At 48.7% G+C, this 17,615-nt stretch carries 17 protein-coding genes and 1 pseudogene; 12 read left to right on the top strand and 6 right to left on the bottom strand.

All coding sequences use genetic code 11. From position 1 onward, the window contains the following. The first annotated feature begins 24 nt into the window (after positions 1–24). The 3 genes and pseudogenes from H3L98_RS02380 (at position 25) to H3L98_RS10810 (ending at position 2,998) form a co-directional block, all read left to right on the top strand. Positions 25–390: a hemerythrin domain-containing protein gene (locus H3L98_RS02380; protein WP_027022116.1), complete on the top strand. Its 366-nt coding sequence runs from the start codon at positions 25–27 to the stop codon at positions 388–390. Then, positions 390–1,558 (top strand): annotated as a pseudogene (locus H3L98_RS02375) (NnrS family protein). The gene H3L98_RS02380 and the pseudogene H3L98_RS02375 overlap by 1 nt, the downstream one beginning before the upstream one ends. 18 nt (positions 1,559–1,576) lie before the next feature. After that, complete coding sequence (locus H3L98_RS10810; protein WP_051532081.1) at positions 1,577–2,998, top strand: sulfatase-like hydrolase/transferase; 1,422 nt, start codon at positions 1,577–1,579, stop codon at positions 2,996–2,998. Between the two features lies 1 nt (position 2,999). Here the strand turns inward: H3L98_RS10810 and H3L98_RS02365 are convergent, their stop codons facing one another. Beyond that, on the bottom strand, positions 3,000–3,494 hold the full coding sequence (locus tag H3L98_RS02365) for a pilin (RefSeq protein ID WP_027022118.1): 495 nt from the start codon (positions 3,492–3,494) through the stop codon (positions 3,000–3,002). 500 nt (positions 3,495–3,994) lie between these two features. Here H3L98_RS02365 and H3L98_RS02360 point away from each other — a divergent pair, with 500 nt between their 5' ends. From H3L98_RS02360 to H3L98_RS02345, 4 genes are all read left to right on the top strand, one after another. Further along, on the top strand, positions 3,995–4,702 hold the full coding sequence (locus H3L98_RS02360) for a hypothetical protein (protein WP_051532082.1): 708 nt from the start codon (positions 3,995–3,997) through the stop codon (positions 4,700–4,702). Positions 4,703–4,718: 16 nt separating this feature from the next. Further along, complete coding sequence (locus H3L98_RS02355; protein WP_034333603.1) at positions 4,719–6,065, top strand: DEAD/DEAH box helicase; 1,347 nt, start codon at positions 4,719–4,721, stop codon at positions 6,063–6,065. Between the two features lie 162 nt (positions 6,066–6,227). Further along, entirely contained in the window at positions 6,228–6,641 is a 414-nt protein-coding gene (locus H3L98_RS02350) for a hypothetical protein (RefSeq protein WP_051532083.1), read from the top strand. A 51-nt stretch (positions 6,642–6,692) separates the two neighbouring features. Then, complete coding sequence (locus H3L98_RS02345; protein ID WP_027022120.1) at positions 6,693–7,019, top strand: hypothetical protein; 327 nt, start codon at positions 6,693–6,695, stop codon at positions 7,017–7,019. A gap of 506 nt (positions 7,020–7,525) precedes the next feature. On the opposite strand, the gene H3L98_RS02340 is transcribed toward H3L98_RS02345, so the two are convergent. The 4 genes from H3L98_RS02340 to mnmE form a co-directional block, all read right to left on the bottom strand. After that, positions 7,526–8,599, bottom strand: coding sequence for a transferrin-binding protein-like solute binding protein (locus tag H3L98_RS02340; protein ID WP_027022121.1), 1,074 nt, complete (start codon positions 8,597–8,599; stop codon positions 7,526–7,528). 202 nt (positions 8,600–8,801) lie between these two features. Next, positions 8,802–10,073, bottom strand: a complete 1,272-nt coding sequence (gene purD, locus H3L98_RS02335; protein WP_027022122.1) for a phosphoribosylamine--glycine ligase — start codon at positions 10,071–10,073, stop codon at positions 8,802–8,804. Positions 10,074–10,090: 17 nt separating this feature from the next. After that, positions 10,091–11,098, bottom strand: coding sequence for a thiamine ABC transporter substrate-binding protein (locus H3L98_RS02330; protein ID WP_051532084.1), 1,008 nt, complete (start codon positions 11,096–11,098; stop codon positions 10,091–10,093). Positions 11,099–11,170: 72 nt separating this feature from the next. Continuing rightward, positions 11,171–12,523 (bottom strand): tRNA uridine-5-carboxymethylaminomethyl(34) synthesis GTPase MnmE, encoded by a 1,353-nt coding sequence (gene mnmE / locus H3L98_RS02325; protein WP_027022124.1) that lies wholly within the window; start codon positions 12,521–12,523, stop codon positions 11,171–11,173. 144 nt (positions 12,524–12,667) lie between these two features. Between mnmE and H3L98_RS02320 the strand changes: the two genes are divergently transcribed. The 5 genes from H3L98_RS02320 to H3L98_RS02300 all read left to right on the top strand — a co-directional run bounded on the left by H3L98_RS02320 (position 12,668) and on the right by H3L98_RS02300 (position 16,791). After that, complete coding sequence (locus tag H3L98_RS02320) at positions 12,668–13,414, top strand: electron transfer flavoprotein subunit beta/FixA family protein (protein WP_027022125.1); 747 nt, start codon at positions 12,668–12,670, stop codon at positions 13,412–13,414. 19 nt (positions 13,415–13,433) lie between these two features. Then, on the top strand, positions 13,434–14,378 hold the full coding sequence (locus tag H3L98_RS02315) for an electron transfer flavoprotein subunit alpha/FixB family protein (protein ID WP_027022126.1): 945 nt from the start codon (positions 13,434–13,436) through the stop codon (positions 14,376–14,378). 71 nt (positions 14,379–14,449) lie between these two features. Next, positions 14,450–15,247, top strand: coding sequence for an NAD(+) synthase (nadE, locus tag H3L98_RS02310; RefSeq protein WP_027022127.1), 798 nt, complete (start codon positions 14,450–14,452; stop codon positions 15,245–15,247). A 175-nt stretch (positions 15,248–15,422) separates the two neighbouring features. Then, the gene (locus H3L98_RS02305) at positions 15,423–15,875 is read left to right on the top strand and encodes a hypothetical protein (RefSeq protein WP_027022128.1); all 453 of its coding nucleotides are present in this window, start codon (positions 15,423–15,425) and stop codon (positions 15,873–15,875) included. A 250-nt stretch (positions 15,876–16,125) separates the two neighbouring features. Beyond that, a complete protein-coding gene (locus H3L98_RS02300; RefSeq protein ID WP_027022129.1) occupies positions 16,126–16,791 on the top strand; it encodes a hypothetical protein in 666 nt (221 codons plus the stop codon). Between the two features lie 143 nt (positions 16,792–16,934). On the opposite strand, the gene H3L98_RS02295 is transcribed toward H3L98_RS02300, so the two are convergent. Beyond that, positions 16,935–17,588, bottom strand: a complete 654-nt coding sequence (locus H3L98_RS02295; RefSeq protein WP_034333606.1) for a TetR/AcrR family transcriptional regulator — start codon at positions 17,586–17,588, stop codon at positions 16,935–16,937. Between the last annotated feature and the right edge of the window lie 27 nt (positions 17,589–17,615).

Below are 17,615 nucleotides of genomic sequence, written 5' to 3'. Positions count from 1 at the left end.
TTTTCCGTCAGGCAAGGAAAAACCGTGAAACGACATCCGACATTGATTCCGCTTTCACACCAGCATCACCACACTTTGGCATGGTGTTTGCGGGTAGAACGCCAACCCGAACACACAGACCCTGCTGCTTGGCAGGCACACCGTGCCGAACTGCCCGCGCATTTTGCCGAAGAAGAAGCCCTGTTTGCACCTTGGTGGGACAAACTGGCGCGTGATGATTGGCGCAAACGCTTTGAGCAGGAACACGCCCATATTCTTGATTTATTGGCACAAGCGTGTTCGCCTGCACAACAAACTGCCTTGGCACAGGCATTGCGGGCGCATATCCGTTTTGAAGAACGCGAATTGTTCCCCGCCATGCAAGCCTTTTTACCGCAGGAAAACGCATAATGTGGCGCAGCACCCACCCTGTTTGGGCAATGGCATTCCGTCCGTTTTACCTGCTGGCGGCGCTGTGGGGCGCAGTTGCCATATTATTATGGGGATTTGGTTTCCAAGGTACGCCTTCACTGTCCGGACTCTATTGGCACGCTCACGAAATGATTTGGGGCTATGCGGCAGCGGTGGTGGTAGGTTTTTTGCTGACCGCTGTTGCCACTTGGACGAAACAGCCCCCTGTGCGCGGACGGCTGCTGATGGCATTGGCAGGCTGCTGGCTGTTGGCACGGACAGCGGCATTACTGCCGCAGGGCGCACCGTGGGCAGGCGCAGCGGGAACGGTATTTTTTCTTTTGGCATTATGGGGTTTGGGCAGTGCCGTCTGGCGCAGCCGCAATGTGCGTAACTATCCGACCGTATTGGCATTGGCGGGTTTTGCGCTGTCTCATACGGCGTTTCATTTGGGTTCACCGCCGCAAAGCGCATTAACGGCAGGACTGATGACGGTGGCGGGCTTTATCGGACTCATCGGTTCGCGCGTAATTCCCTTTTTTACCGCCAAACGTTTGAATACGCCGTCACCGCCTGCTGCTGCATGGCTCAATCATGCTGCTTTGATTTTACCGCTAACGGCAAGTGTGCTGATGCTGCGGCAAAACACATCCATTGCAGCAGCAGCGGCAGGAATGGGTTGTGCGGGCGTGGCAGCCGTGCAGTTATGGCGTTGGCATCGGCGTGGTATTTGGCGCGAACCCCTATTGTGGACTTTATTTGTCGGCTACGCCTTTACCTCTGCAGGCGTGGCAGTAACCGCTGCCACCGCTTACCGCAGCGCGGGCATTCATCTGATTGCCGTGGGCGGAATCGGACTATTAACACTCAGCATGATGACGCGCACCGCTTTGGGACACACGGGCAGACCGCTCTATCCCGCCCCATCAGGACTGACCGCTGCCTTTTGGCTGATGACGGCAGCCGCTGTTTTGCGTGTTGTGGCAACCGCTTTCGCAGGCACTGCCTATCTGCACGGCATCCGTTTATCTGCCGTGCTGTTTGCCCTTGCATTGCTGCTGTATGGATGGCGTTATCTGCCGTGCTGTTTGCCCTTGCATTGCTGCTGTATGGATGGCGTTATCTGCCGTGGCTGCTGCGCCCGCGTTGTGACGGCAAAACCGGTTAATTTTAAAAAGGAAGAATCATGTGGCAGGATTTACTCAAAAAAGACATTAAAATTTTAGAAAACCCACTGCTGTGGAAAAATATGTGGCGGGCGTTGGCGTTTGTGTTGCTGCCTAACTTGTTGTTGTGGTGTGCCTGTTATTTTATGAACTTGGCGCGTCCCATTGTCAATTTGGATTATCTGTTGGTATCCGCACTGATGGTGATGCCGTGGCGCAGTGCCAAAATTTTTGGTGGTGTACTGTTTGCCGTGTGTGTGTTTGTGGACTGCGCGATGCTGCTGATGCAGTTGTTTCCGTTTTTGGATTTGGCGGCAACGGTGTATCTGATTCCGTTTTTACCGCAAGCCCCGTTGCGCTTTATCGTGCTGGTGGCACTGGTGGTGGCGTATGTGGCGGCAATGCCGTGGCTGTTGGCGCGTATCGGGCGTTATGTACCGCGCAAAAGTGTGTGGTTTTACTGTATTTTATTGGGATTGTGCGGCTGGTCCATCCGTTCTGCCACTTACCGCACCGTTCCCGCCGAATACTTTGCCCGCGACAATTATTTTATTTCCCACAGCCAAACCGCACTGTATGCCGAACACTACGGCAACGGTTTTCTGACCGCCATGCGCCAGTTGCCCGAACTCATTCCCATTGATAAAACACAAGATTATGCGTCCAAACAGCTTGTCCGTCCCATTGGCGACAAAGTGTTGATGATTGTGGCAGAATCTTGGGGCGTGGCGCGGGAAGCCTCGGTACAACGTGCTATTTTGCAGAAAATTTACGACCGCCAAGACAAATTGGCGTTTATTAAAGAAGGTTATTTTGACTTTGCGGGTGCCACCGTGCAGGGCGAATTGCGCGAATTGTGCCAATTAAACACCACAGGCGGTTATGCCTTCCACAAAACCGACCCCGCCCAATTTGCCCGCTGCTTGCCCAATATTTTAAAACAGCAAGGTTATCAAACCATTGCCATGCACGGTGCCAGCAGCCGTTTATACGACCGCCACAGCTGGTATGCCAAAGCAGGCTTTGGCAAAACCCTATTTGCTGAAGATTTACCCGACAAACCACGCTGCTATGCCTTTCACGGTGCTTGCGACCGTGCACTGTATGACGAAGTTGCCAAAGCATTCCGCCAAAACGCGCAAGGCAAAACCTTTTTTTACTGGCTGACTTTAACTTCACATTCCCCCTATGCCCAATCCGATATGCACCAACCCCGTTTGGACTGTAAACAGCACCAATTATTTGAAGGAGATATTTGCAACAATATGCGTTTGAACGCACAATTTTTTGACGGTTTGGCAGAGCTGATTGACCGTCCTGAAATGCGCGGCACGGAAGTAATTGTGGTGGGCGACCACATGCCGCCGATTTTCAGCAATGCGCCGATTCACAAAAACCTACGTTGGAACGATGTAAGCTGGCTACACTTCAAAATCCAATAAGCTACATCGTGGCTTTACACGCCACCGGTACATGTTTGGGCTTCCACGAAGTGGCATTATTGGCTTTGGCTTCGCACTGCCAACGTCCGTCACCCAAACGGGTCAGGGTAATGGTGGCACCCTGAATGCCTTTAAAAGCATCTTTGCCGAAAGTGGCGGTGATGCTTTTAAAGCGGGTGCCGTTTTCATAGGCAATTACAGCGTTAAATATGAGATTGGATTCGGGGTCGCTGCCGTCCATGCCAATGTATTCGTATAACTCGCCGTTAATCAGCTTACCATCTTGGGCTTTTTGAACGGTGGGTACGCCTCCTTGCGAAATAATGGTATCCACAATGGTGCGGGCGCTGTTGACTTCGTAAAACACACGGCTTACTTGGGTGCGGGTTACATAGTCCTGATACATCGGCAGGGCAATGGCTGCCAATACGCCGATAATCGCCAACACAATCATCAGTTCAATCAGCGTAAAACCACCTTGTTTGTTTGGTTTCATGTTCCATTCCTCTAAGCTGTTGGGTTTGAAACCCCGCGGGCGGGGACGGTATAATATCGTTAAAATGTTTGATTTCCCATACGGTGCTGCACTGTTTGGGTATGCCAATTGGGGCATGTGCAGCGGCAGTATGCGGAAAGTGATTTTAACCTTATCATTTCAATATAGTTTATTTTTCTGCCGTTTGGATACGGGTAGGAAAAATCGGGCTTATTGATTGCTGGTCGGCTGCTGCCAAAGGGTATTTTACAAGGCAACACGGTTTAGAATATGGTGCTTCTATTCTATAATCTGATAAATATTCAATGTCTTCTGTAAAACAGGGTGGGTAAGCACAAGCAAATTGTATGCTAGTTTGGCAGTTTGATAAGCAAAATCTGCCGATTACGGGCATGATAAACGGCGATATTGTTGTTTTTGTGCCGAAATGCCTTATACCCTTAAGGGTTTCATCCGTTCTCATTCAAAAATTTTACAAGCTCAACCAAAAAGGCTGTGTAATGAATCCAAAAAATCCTTTTCCACTACAAGCCAAATTCAAGGCTGCAGGCGTGCATTTGCTGCTTTCGCTGCTGATTTTTGCAGGGGTGGCGGTGTGGCTGGTATTCGGGCTGTATCCCGAATTTTATTTTCACATGAGCGGCGGCATTCAGGGCATGATGCTGATGTTCGGTGTGGACGTGGTTTTAGGACCACTGCTGACGTTTTTGGTATTTAACCCCTATAAAAAGCTGCGCGAAATTGTGTCGGATTGTGTCATTATTGGTGCGGTGCAGTTTGCGGCATTGGGCTATGGTTTGCACACTGTGTATCAGGAACACCCTACTTTAACGGTGTTGTACGAATACGGTACGGCAACTGCCCTAACCCATCGTGAAGTGCAGGCAGATAAAAATTGGGCGAATCTGCCCGATTCCGAACAACACAGCCAGCGCGTGGCTGGCGTGGCGTGGACGGTATTTTCCCAGCAGCAGGGCAAAGACAGCTACAGCCCGCCGCCTGCCGCGCCCGCCCTACTCGCCAAAGCCGACGCTGCTGCCCGACAATATATGTCGCCTGAAGAAAAAGCACAATTGGCACAATGGGAACGCTCGCACGGTCCTGTGTATGTGTTTGCCGTAATCGGCAAATATACCGGCGCATACATTGTGCTGGACCGCCGCTTTCATTATTTAACCAAAATCGGCGAAAAAGAAGCCGGTTTGTAATTACAGATATTGGATTATGGACATAAAAACCAACGCCTTTACCGCTCTGGGTTTGGGGCGAGAATTAAGCGATGCCCTTAACGAACGGGGCTACCACACCCCCACCCCCATACAAGAAGCCGCCATTCCCAAAGTATTGGCAGGACACGATTTACTTGCCGCCGCCCAAACCGGCACAGGCAAAACCGCCGCTTTTATGCTGCCCGCATTAGAACGCCTCAAACGCTATGCCAATACCAGCACCTCGCCCGCCATGCACCCCGTACGTATGCTGGTGCTGACCCCCACCCGCGAGCTTGCCGACCAAATTGACCAAAACGTTGTCAATTATATTAAATACTTACCGCTCAAACACACCGTATTGTTCGGCGGCATGAATATGGACGCACAAACCCACGCCCTACGCGCAGGCAGCGAAATCGTTATCGCCACCGTAGGACGTCTGCTTGACCACGTCAAACAAAAAAATATCCAATTAAATAAAGTAGAAATTTTGGTGCTGGACGAAGCCGACCGCATGTTGGACATGGGCTTTATTGACGACATCCGCACCATTATGAACCTGCTGCCCAAGCAGCGGCAAACCCTGCTGTTTTCCGCCACCTTTGCCCCAGCCATCCGCAAGCTGGCGCAAGACTTTATGAACCGTCCCGAAACCGTACAAACCGCCGCGCAAAACACCACCAATGCCAATGTAGAACAACACATTATCGCCGTTGATGCCGCACGCAAACGCGAACTGCTTGAACGTTTGATAGTAGATTTAGAAATGAATCAAGTAATCGTGTTTTGCAAAACCAAACACAGCGCCGAACAGGTATCACGCGATTTGCAGCGGCGCGGTTTGCAGGCACGCGCCATTCACGGCGACAAAACCCAGCAAAACCGTTTGGAAACGCTGACCCAATTTAAAGAAGGACAAGTGCGCGTGTTGGTGGCAACCGATGTCGCCGCGCGGGGTTTGGACATTGCCGAACTACCGTTTGTGATTAATTACGAACTGCCCACCCAGCCCGAAGACTACGTTCACCGCATCGGGCGCACAGGACGCGCAGGTGCAGACGGCGTTGCCATTTCACTGATGGACGGCGACGAACAAAAAATGTATGAAGCCATTCAAAACCTGATTGGCAGCGAATTAAGCGTTTCGCGGATTGAAGGGTTTGAACCGCAATGGCAGCAGTCAAACCACAGCCCCGAAATTTCCCACACACGCCGCGCACCCGACAACAGCACCAACCGCACACCGCAACCCGCAGTCCACCCCAAAAAAGACACCGCTCCCCCGCGCCCCACCCGCCGCCGCGGACGCGAGCGCCGTTCCTGCGCCTTACTGCAAGCCAATTTTGGTGTGGAAAAATAGCTATTGCTTGTTTAATTAATCCACAACCCAACAATAAAATACAATATTGTTGGGTTTGCGTTTCATTTTCACACCAAACGACTGACCCATCTTTGAATAGTCAAAACAAGCTATGGAAAATTAAATACTTGTCTCAATTTGTTATTTACGGAATAAGCAAACATGAGCAATAAATCATATGAAGAAAATATTTTAAACTCAATAAATATTGCCATTAAATATCAAAATAGGATGAAAATTCCCAAATATTTTTTTATATCTGTTGGAATTGTTGGTTTGATTGGTGCATTACAAAAAATCTTTACAGGTCAAATCTTTATGAACAATGATCTATATTATTTAATTTATACAATATATTGGGCATTCGGCGGGCTGTTATCAATTATTTACATTCTCATTGCTGGAATATGCCCATATTGTCATCAATTTCAAATTAACAATGGAAAATCTCACAGTATAAGTGATAATGGAATTACCTATACCAAAGGCATTTCACCCTTTATTGATTATTGTGTTCATTGCAATGCGCCTTTATCAAAAAAAGCTGTAATGAAACAGTATAATAAGAAAAGTTAGTTTAGGTTAGGCAACACCATTACACAATATATTGAATAGTCAAAACAAGCTATGGAAAATTTAATTCAAACACTTGCCTCAATTCGTTCAGAAAAAAACAACTTTATTGAACGATTGGATTTAATTGCAGGTTATTCAGCCAGCGAACTTCGGGAAATTGAAACCCGCTACAATTTATCCATATACGGACAATTCCAAACATTGCTAATGACCATGGGCAAATGTTCAGGCAGATTACTGCTGGGTGGAGAAATACGTATTTTCAACAAATTAAATCAGCCAAACGGCAGTTTCTTTGGAAGAGAATATCAAAATGCCTGGCAAACCTCATACGATTTACAAGACTTTATTCAAGAACACAATTTTATAGTTGATTAAAATCGCAACAACACAGCGTTGCCAACGCCCTGATGTACTGTTCGTACACAGCGGGCGTTGTCGCCTTGTCTCGTTTTTATTTTTATCAACTATAGTTTTTTAGAACAAAAATTCTTTCATTTTGCCAGCAGAAACGAATCTTGCATACATTATTTCTTATTAACTCAAAACAAAGATAATACGGTACATAAATTTAATGAGTGTATTCAGGAAATTAAGTTTGAACGTTTTGGAACATTAACGGATTTTTTAGTATTTTATCGGGAAGAATTGGGAATGGACTATAGCAGTGGCACGGTTACAGGGCAAGAAACGCCTGAACTGTTTTATCAATTGACTACTGTCAGGTTACTCTAAACAATCATAAACTTATATCGTTAATGCAACTTAAGTCAGGCATAATTTGCCACCCAATAACAGACTGATACTTTATCCCAAACCCTATCCCATTCCACCCGACAGCAGCTTAAATGGTAAAAGCTGCTGTCGGGTTTTTAAGATACAGATTATTTTGCAGTGGTGCGTTCTGATACGCCAAATGCGCCGTTCAAACCTTTATGTTTGCCATCGGTAGCAAAAAACACGCCTGCTGCCGATGCCGCACCACCACCGTAGAAACCACCTTTGCTGACAATGCCGTTTTCATTGCCTGAAAAGGTATTGCCTTTAATGGTTGCACCAAATTCCAGCGCATCACGGGTTGCCTGCCCTTCGCGGCTGGGCGGGGTCAGGCTCACATCAATGCGTTTGGTGGCAAAATCCGCCACTGCTTTCACACCATGCACTTGATTGTACTCGCCGTTTTCGCCAATCACAGCACGCCCTGAATAACGGAATTTGCCGCTGCTAGGCACATAGCTGCTGGCATTACCCTGTACAAACAAGGTACTTACGCCTTTATCGGTATAAACGCCCCAACGGAAATCGGCAAAATCGGGGCTGTAGCCATAACCACGGCTACCCACAAAGCCCTTGCCTGTTTTACCGCCATCGGGGAAATCGCTGTCGTTAATCGGGCGCGATACTTTGCCTTCATCAGCATAACGTGCCAACAACAGCATTTTTTGTCCGTTGATGTTGATGGATTCCAATTCTGTTGAATCGGGCTGTTTGGCAGATACTGCGCCTGTGCTGTTATTGATGCTGATTACTGCACCGTTAATCGGACGGTACGCCATAAAATCGGCTTTTTCTTTGTGATTGGCAACAAAGGTTTTATCCAGTTGTGCAACCACATCGGCGGTGGTAGGGGCTTGTTTATCTGAAGCAGCAGCAGCTTCTTGCTTTTTGCGCTCTTCTTCAGCTTTAGCAGCTTCTTGCTTTTTACGCTCTTCTTCAGCTTTAGCAGCTTCTTGCTTTTTGCGCTCTTCTTCGGCTTTAGCTGCTTCTTGCTTTTTACGCTCTTCTTCAGCTTTGGCTGCTTCTTGGGCTTTGGCGATTTCCTCTGCCTTTTGTCTGTCGTTATTTGCCTGTTCTAAAACAGGTTTGTTGGCAACAGCAGAACCACCACCTGATGAGCCGCAAGCTGTTAAAGCCAACATACTGCAAAGCAGTAAAACATTAAAATTGGATTTTTTCATAGAATTTTTCCTTTGTGTACAAGACATACACACTGATTATGCGGTGTATGCTGTGGCTCAAACACACGGTATAAAACCATGCTTGATAATTATAACCATAATAAAAATTATTATCAATTAAATTGAGCGGACATAAAAAACTTTCGCCTGCGTCTCAATCAGAATTAGAAACATAGGCGAAAGTAAATCAATAATCAGTTAATTAACGCTTAATGGCTTTATCGGCAATATCGCGGCGGTACTGCATGCCGTTAAACGTGATTTTTTCTACAGCCTGATAAGTGCGGGCTTGCGCTTGGGTAACGTCATCGCCCAAAGCCACCACACACAATACGCGCCCGCCATCGGTCAGAATCTTGTCCCCGTCAGCGCGTGTGCCTGCGTGGAAGACTTTTGCGCCTGTGGCTTCGGCAGCCTGCAAACCGTGAATCACATCGCCTTTGCGCGGGCTGTGCGGATAGCCTTCGGCAGCCAACACCACGCCTACGGCGGTTTGTGCGTTCCATTGTGCGCTGGCTTGGTTTAGATTGCCGTTTAAGGCGGTTTCAATCAGTTCTGCCAAATCGCTGTCTAAACGGCTCATTACGGGCTGGGTTTCGGGGTCGCCGAAACGGCAGTTAAATTCAATGGTACGCGGTGCGCCTTGTGCGTCTATCATCAGCCCTGCATACAGAAATCCGGTAAAGGGATAACCTTCGCTTTTCATGCCTTGCACGGTGGGTAAGATGATTTCGTCCATAACGCGGCGGTGTACTTCGGGGGTAACCACAGGCGCGGGGCTGTATGCGCCCATGCCGCCTGTGTTGGGTCCGAGGTCGCCGTCTGACAGGCGTTTGTGGTCTTGGCTGGATGCCATCGGTAAAACGTGTTCGCCATCGCACATCACGATAAAGCTGGCTTCTTCGCCCAACAGGAAATCTTCAATCACCACCCGCGCACCCGCGCTGCCCATGCTGTTGCCCAACAGCATATCGTCAATGGCGGCGCAGGCTTCGGCTTCGGTTTGTGCCACCACTACGCCTTTGCCTGCTGCCAATCCGTCTGCTTTAATCACAATCGGCGCACCGCGTTCACGCACATAGGCGCGCGCAGCTTCGGCGTTATCAAAGGTTTGATAAGCAGCGGTGGGAATGCCGTAACGTTGCATAAAGGCTTTGGCAAAATCTTTGGAACTTTCCAATTGTGCGGCGGCGCGTGTCGGTCCGAAAATCGCCAAACCTGCGGCACGGAAATCGTCCACCATACCTGCTGCCAAGGGTGCTTCAGGTCCGACTACAGTAAAGGCGATGTTTTCGCGGCGGCAAAAATCCATTAAATCGGCATGGCTGCTTAAGGGCAGGTTGTGCAATTTGTTTTCCTGCGCCGTACCCGCATTGCCCGGTGCCACATACACGGCAGACACTTTGGGCGACTGCGCCAATTTCCATGCCAAGGCGTGTTCGCGTCCGCCACCGCCGATTAACAAAATTTTCATAAATCTTTTTCCTTAATTTATTTCAAAACGGTTTTGGTCCAGCGCGACACCCATGCTTTGCGGTTGTCGGCAATGCGTTTGTCGTTGGGCGACCAGTGTTGTTTGGGCAGGGAGGCGTGTTTCATTACCGCAGGCAGGGACGTACCGCGTACCGCAGGATAAACCCACATGGCAGTCGGTACAGCAGCTTGTACGGCGGGGCTTTGCAGGTATTGCACCAACTTGGCTGCCAACACGGGCTGTTGTGCCTTGTTTAACACCGCCGCGCCTTCAATCTGACGGTACACACCGCCGTTTAAAAACAAATTACCCATATCGGGAACGGTTTTTTTGTTTTTGCTGTAAAACACTTCGGCAGCAGGACTGCTGGCATAGCCCACCATAATCGGGCGCGCGCCGCCGTTTAAACTGAATTCGGTATTATAGGCTTCTGACCAACCTTTGGTAATTTTTACGCCGTTCTGACGCATTTTTGCCCACCACGCAAAGGCTTGGTTTTCGCCCAAACCACCGATATTCGCCAGCAAAAACGCCATACCGGGGGTAGAAGTAGCGGGATTGGGCATCACGGTTAGGTCTTTGTATTGCGGTTGCGCCAAATCGTGCAGGCTTTTGGGCAGTGGCAGTTTTTTCTCGGCAAACCATTTTTTGTCGTAATTGAGCGCAACAAAGCCGTAATCCACCGCCAGCATGCCCGACAGGGCAATCACGGTAGGCGCACTTTCGGGCTGCTGTGCCGCCAACACGCCCGCGCTGCGGGCTTTTTCGGCATTGCCGTTGTCCAAACCGTACACAGCATCGGCAATCGGTTGGTTTTTACTGATAATCAAACGGTTCAGCAATTCATTGCCATCACCTGCCTTAATCAGCACCACTTTGGCATCGTGCTGTTGTTCAAACTTTGCCAACAAGGGTTTAGGCAAATCAAAGCTGTCGTGTACCGCCAAACGCACTTCGGTGGCAGCGACGACAGTGTGTGCCAGCAAAACGGCGACACACGCCAGCAGTTTTTTTACAATCGTCATGTTTTTACCTTCACAATATGGAAAACGGGGCAGGCGCAATCATATCGGCGATTGCAGCGGCTTTCAACCACCTTATTTACCGATGCAAAAACGGCTGAAAATCACGCCCAGCAAATCATCGGCGGTAAATTCGCCCGTGATTTCGTTGCAGGCATTTTGCGCCAAACGCAGGTGTTCTGCCAATAATTCTGCCTGATTCACGCAAACAGCGGCGTGTTGCAGCTCAACGGCGGCGCGTGCCAATGCGTCCAAGTGGCGGCTACGCGCCAAAAACAAGCCTTCACTTTCGCCGCGCCAACCGATTTGTGCCAACAGGGCATTTTTAAGTAAATCCAAGCCTGCGCCTGTTTTGGCGGACAGCCCGATAATGCTGTCTGCACCGCACAGGCTGCCGCTGCTGCGGGTAAACGCTGCTTCATTGCGCAAATCAATTTTATTATGAATTTCAATGCGTTTTAAATCAGGCGGAAGCTGCGACAGGGCTTCACGCACGCTGTCGTTTAAGCCTTCCTGCGGGTCAATCAACACCAGCGCGACATCGGCTTGTGCCAAGGCACGGCGGCTGCGCTCGATGCCGATTTGTTCTACGGTATCGGCGGTGTGGCGCAAACCTGCGGTATCGGTAATGTGTACGGGTACGCCGTCTAAAACGATTTGTTCGCGCACGGTGTCGCGGGTGGTGCCGGCAATATCGGTTACAATGGCGATGTCGTCACCCGCCAAGGCATTAAGCAGGCTGGATTTACCGACATTGGGCGCACCTGCCAGCACCACCTGCATCCCTTCACGCAAAATCGCGCCCTGTGCGGCTTGGGCGTTAATTGCCTGCAACTGCACCTGTAATGCGTCCACACGGGCAGGAATATTTAATTCTGCTAGAAAATCAATATCTTCTTCGGGAAAATCCAAAGCGGCTTCTATCAGCATACGCAGGTGGATTAAGTCGTCCACCAAGGCGTGGATGCGCTGTGAAAACGCGCCTTTCAACGAACGTACCGCCATACGCGCGGCGGTGCGGCTGTCGGCATCAATCAAGTCGGCAACGCTTTCTGCTTGTGCCAAATCCATTTTGCCATTTAAAAAAGCACGTTGGCTAAATTCACCGGGGCGCGCTTGTCTTGCGCCCAATTCCACACAACGCGCCAGCAGCATCTGCATCACCACCATGCCGCCGTGTCCGTGCAGTTCCAGCACGTCTTCACCCGTAAAGCTGGCAGGTGCGGGAAAATACAGCAGCAGTCCGCTGTCTATGGTTTCGCCGTTTTCGTCTAAAAAATCGCCATAATGGGCGGTGCGTGGGCGGGGGGTTTTACCGCACAGGCGTTCGGCAAACGCTGCCAAATGTTTGCCCGATACGCGCACAATGCCTACGCCGCCGCGCCCTGCGGCGGTGGCAATGGCGGCAATGGTTTGGGAAGAAGCCATCTGTCCGAATCCCTTGGAAAAACGGCAGATTATAGTCCAATCCATGGCGCAGAAATAGTTTTCATACTCCAAACCTGCTGTTCAAGCAGGGGCGTTTGCATTAGAATAGACGGGTTTTTATTTGAAAACATTAAAGGAATTCTGATGAAAATTCTGGTTGCCGTAAAACGGGTTACCGATTTTAATGTGAAAGTGCGCGTGAAGCCCGACGGCTCGGATGTGGATATTGGCAATGTGAAAATGTCGATGAATCCGTTTGACGAAATTGCGGTGGAAGAAGCGGTGCGTTTAAAAGAAGCGGGCAAGGCAAGCGAAATTGTGGCGGTATCGGTGGGCGCAAAAAAATGTGAAGACACGCTGCGTACCGCTTTGGCAATGGGCGCAGACCGTGCTTTGCATATTGAAAGCGACACCGCGCCCGAACCTTTAGCCGTTGCCAAACTGTTGGCAAAAGTGGCGCAGCAGGAACAAGTAGATTTGCTGTTATTGGGTAAACAGGCAATTGATGACGATGCCAACCAAACGGCACAAATGCTCGCCGCGCTGTTAAACGCCCCACAAGCCACTTGCGCCTGTGAAATTGAATGCGGCGACGGCGAAATTACCGTTACCCGCGAAATTGACGGCGGTACGGAAACGCTGGCATTGCGCCTGCCTGCGGTGGTCAGCGCCGATTTGCGTTTGAACGAACCGCGCTTTGTCAAACTGCCCAATCTGATGCAGGCAAAGAAAAAACCTTTGGAAAAAAGTACGCCTGCCGATTGGGGCGTGGATATTGCCCCGCGTTTGCAAACGGTCGCTTATGCTGAACCGCCCGCACGCGGCGCAGCCCGTAAAGTGGCAGACGTTACCGAACTGATTGCCGCGCTTCAAGCCGCCAAAGCCCTGTAAACCGAAAGGAAAGCCCCTTATGACTACGCTTGTTTTTGCTGAACACGACGGCAAACAGCTTGCCCCTGCCACCCGCCACGCCGTTACCGCCGCCGCCCGTTTGGGGGAAGTGCATATTTTGGTGGCAGGCAAAGCCGTCCGCCACATCGCCGAAGCTGCCGCGCGTATCAGCGGCGTATCGCGTGTGCTGCTGGCAGAAGCCGAACATTACGAACATCTACTTGCCGAAGAAACCGCACCGTTGCTGGTGTCGCTTGCCGAGCCTTACCGTTATCTTGCCGCTGCCGCCTCAGGTTTTGGCAAAAACACCATGCCCCGCGCCGCCGCGCTGCTGGATTGCCCGCAAGTTTCCGATTTAACCGATATTGTGGATGCAAATACCTTTGTCCGTCCCATTTACGCAGGCAATGTGTTGGCAACCGTCCGCAGCGATGCCGACAAATTGGTGCTGACCGTCCGCGCCAGCGCCTTTGATGCCGCCGCCGACCACAACGACACCCCTGCTGAAATCCACACCGTTCCCGCTGCCCCCGCACAACAATTAAGCCGTTTCGTGCGCCGCGAACTCACCGTATCTGAACGCCCCGAACTCACCCAAGCGCGTGTGGTGGTATCGGGCGGACGCGGATTGGGCAGCGCCGAACAGTTTGACGCCCTAATCACCCCTTTGGCAGACAGCTTGGGCGCAGCCATTGGTGCATCACGCGCCGCCGTCGATGCCGAATACGCCCCCAACGACTACCAAGTCGGACAAACAGGCAAAATTGTTGCCCCCGATTTGTATATCGCCGTAGGTATTTCAGGCGCAATCCAACATCTGGCAGGTATGCAGGGCAGTAAAACCGTGGTTGCCATCAACAAAGACCCCGATGCCCCCATTTTTGCCGCCGCCGATTATGCACTGGTGGGCGATTTATTTGAAATCGTACCGCAGCTTACCGCCGCCATTAAGCAAATTTCCTAGGGACACGCCCTACACACCCTAATAACCCAAGGGGTGACACGTCCACCCCTGTTTTTATATTCCATTTCATTATGCAAACCGAAAAAATCATTACCCACATCACCCAATGGCTGCACGATTACGCCGTGCAAGCCCATGCAAAAGGCTTTGTTGTTGGCATTTCAGGCGGCGTAGATTCCGCCGTGGTTTCTGCCCTGTGCGCCCGTACAGGTTTAGATACCCTCTGCCTTGACCTACCCATCCGCCAACACCCCGACCAGCTCGCCCGCGCCCGCGCCCACATCGCCGCTTTGCAACAACAATTTACCAACGTCCGCGCCCACAGCGTAGATTTAACCCCACCGTTTGAAGCCTTTGAGCGCGACAACGCCGTTCCCGATAACCCCCACAACCTATTAGCCCTCGCCAACGCCCGTTCGCGCCTACGCATGACCGCACTGTATTTCCACGCCCAAATCAATGGGCTGCTGGTAGCAGGCACAGGCAACAAAGTAGAAGATTTTGGTGTCGGCTTTTTTACCAAATACGGCGACGGCGGTGTGGACATCAGCCCCATTGCCGATTTACTCAAAACCCAAGTCTATGCCCTAGCTCAAGCCCTAGGCGTATCCGAAGCCATCCGCCGCGCCGCGCCTACTGATGGGCTATGGGACAGCGAACGCACAGACGAAGCCCAATTAGGTGCCAGCTATCCCGAATTGGAATGGGCAATGGAACAGCACCAAGCAGGCAAAACCCCTGCCGATTTTAATGGGCGTGAACGCCAAGTATTAGAAACCTATCTGCGTCTCAACCGCGCCGCCCAACACAAAATCCAGCCCATTCCCGTGTGCCACATTCCCCCGCAGTTTTTCCAAAATAATCCATAAAAAAGCAGCTTGGGTTATGGATTTACCTAACCCAAGCAAGCTGCTGCCATTTGTTTGACCAGCAAAGTGTGTAGGATTAAAAACATTGCAAGAAAAAAGCAATGATTATGATTGCAAGAATTGCAAGGGTATATTAATATCATGATTAATTTAAGGTAAATTAACGGAGATATCCATGAATGAACAATGGATGAATGAACAATGGGCTAAATGGTTTTTTTGGTATAAAACCCATATCATTGTTACGGTAGTTAATTTTCTTGTGGTATCTTTACTGATAGAAATATATCAACCATTTGAGCGTACATTTGGTCATTATTTCTATAACGGCGTGATATTTTTAGTAAATATTGAGTGCTATAATGGTTGGAAAGAAGAAACTTTTGATTATTTTCTAGATGGAATGAGAGAAAGTAAGGGATGGCAATATAATCATCCCCTTGTCGGTAACTATATGCTTCCCCCTATATTGCTTATCTTTATGGGTGCTTATAATGATTGGATGCAATGCGTATTTTTAATCTATGTGGTCAATTATTTTATTCTCTATGTTCCACCTACTTATTGGTTAATGAAAAAGAGTTATCGTATTCTGAAATTTGATTTTGTTAAATCAGATAGATATTAAAGTAAGCAGGTAGTTAGGGTTAGGGTTAGCCGTAACCCAACGTTTCCATTTAGGTGATTGTTTTGGCAGTAAAGATGATTTAATTTAGTTGGGTTTACGCTAACGCTTCAACCCAACCTACTTGCTTTCTATCAAAAGGTAGCAAGTGGCTTGGGATAAGCGCAGCACAAACCCAACATAAACAACATTATAAATTGAAAATAAAATCATATTAGGTTTCCAACCCAACTACTCTTACAGCGGATTCATAATGAAAAATAACCTTCTTTTTTTTCAAGAGAACCATCCAATTACAACTAAATTATGCTTCTTTAAGATGGAATTCAATAAAATATTGGCAATGTTTGAGAAGAGACAAAAAGATTTAATCAATATATGGGGTGGGAAATATTATTGTAATTTATTGGATAGTAATTTAAATCTCAAGAATAAAATAGAACTTTTAAACCCATTGAGCAGTTTACCCAATCAATATCTGATAAGTGAAACCCAGTCTGATTGGTGTCTGTATATAGAAAATGGTTTATATGGAACAGATGTGTTTAGTCAGCCAAGTTATTTGGCGGAAGAGTGGAAAGTAGAGTATTTAGCTTTGTATTTAGACTGTAATTTAGATAAAGGTCAGTATGGTGCACTTATGTTTCATTGGGGAGATGGAGCGGTAAAGGAATCAGAATATCAAATTAAATCAAGAACTGTTCTATTGCATAAAGAAACAGAACAACTAAACTTTTTACACGAAGGCACACCGTTTCCATTTGAGAAATTAGAATCCTATAAGAAAAGAACAAAAAAAGAACGATTAACTATTGAAATGATTGCTGATTATTGCAATTATTTTGGAGTTAGATTATTTGACTTAGATTTTTATATTGGGGAATCAGCTTTAATAAATGCAAACAACCAGAAAACGTAATTTTGGTTGAAGCGCAGCCCAACTCCAACAAAAACAACATAATATATTGAAAATAAAATCATGTTGGGTTTTCACCCAACCTACTGCTACTTAAAATTAAGCCTGTAAAGCATTAACTGCTTTACAGGCATTTTTTAATCACCTTAATCGGCAATACGGCTTAATTTGGTGGCGCAGGCTTCAAATTCTGCTATGTGCTTGTCTTGCAAATAGGGGCGCAACAGGCTGAGGGTTTGATATACGCCGCGTTTTTTGGCAGCAGCGGTAATTTTGGCGCGTCCTTGCATGGAGCTGTCAAAATCAAACCAGTATTTGGTCAGCAGCCACATATTTACTGCCAAATCCTGCTTGGCGCGTTCATCAATGGCAATCATGCCCGATTCTTGCATTTGGGTCAGCAGCTTAAGCAGCAGCGGCGAAATACGCTCGCGGGTAAAATCGTTGTGTTGCCCTAACAGTTCGCTGCTGCGTATCAATAGGGTATTGACATCGCTAAACAAAAAGCGGTAATCCCACATGATGTCGTACACGCCTTTCATGTAGTCGATGGCTTGAGGAATGCTTTCAGGCAAGGCGGCTTGATTCAGGTATTCTAACAATGTCTGACTGTAACGCTGAAACAGCTGGACGATGATTTCGTCTTTATTGGCAAAGTGGTAGTAGAGGTTGCCAGGGCTGATGCCTAGATGGGTGGCAATGTGGTTGGTACTGGTATTGCGCTCGCCGTGCTCGTTAAACAGTTGCAGGCTGGCATCGATAATCCGCATATAGGTATTGGTGCGGCGTTGCTCTTTCATGAAATGTTTCCTTTCGGGTTTGCACCC

Origin of the sequence: Conchiformibius steedae (assembly GCF_014054725.1) — a bacterium.
Classification (GTDB): domain Bacteria; phylum Pseudomonadota; class Gammaproteobacteria; order Burkholderiales; family Neisseriaceae; genus Conchiformibius; species Conchiformibius steedae.
This window is presented reverse-complemented; position numbering and strand designations above follow the sequence as displayed.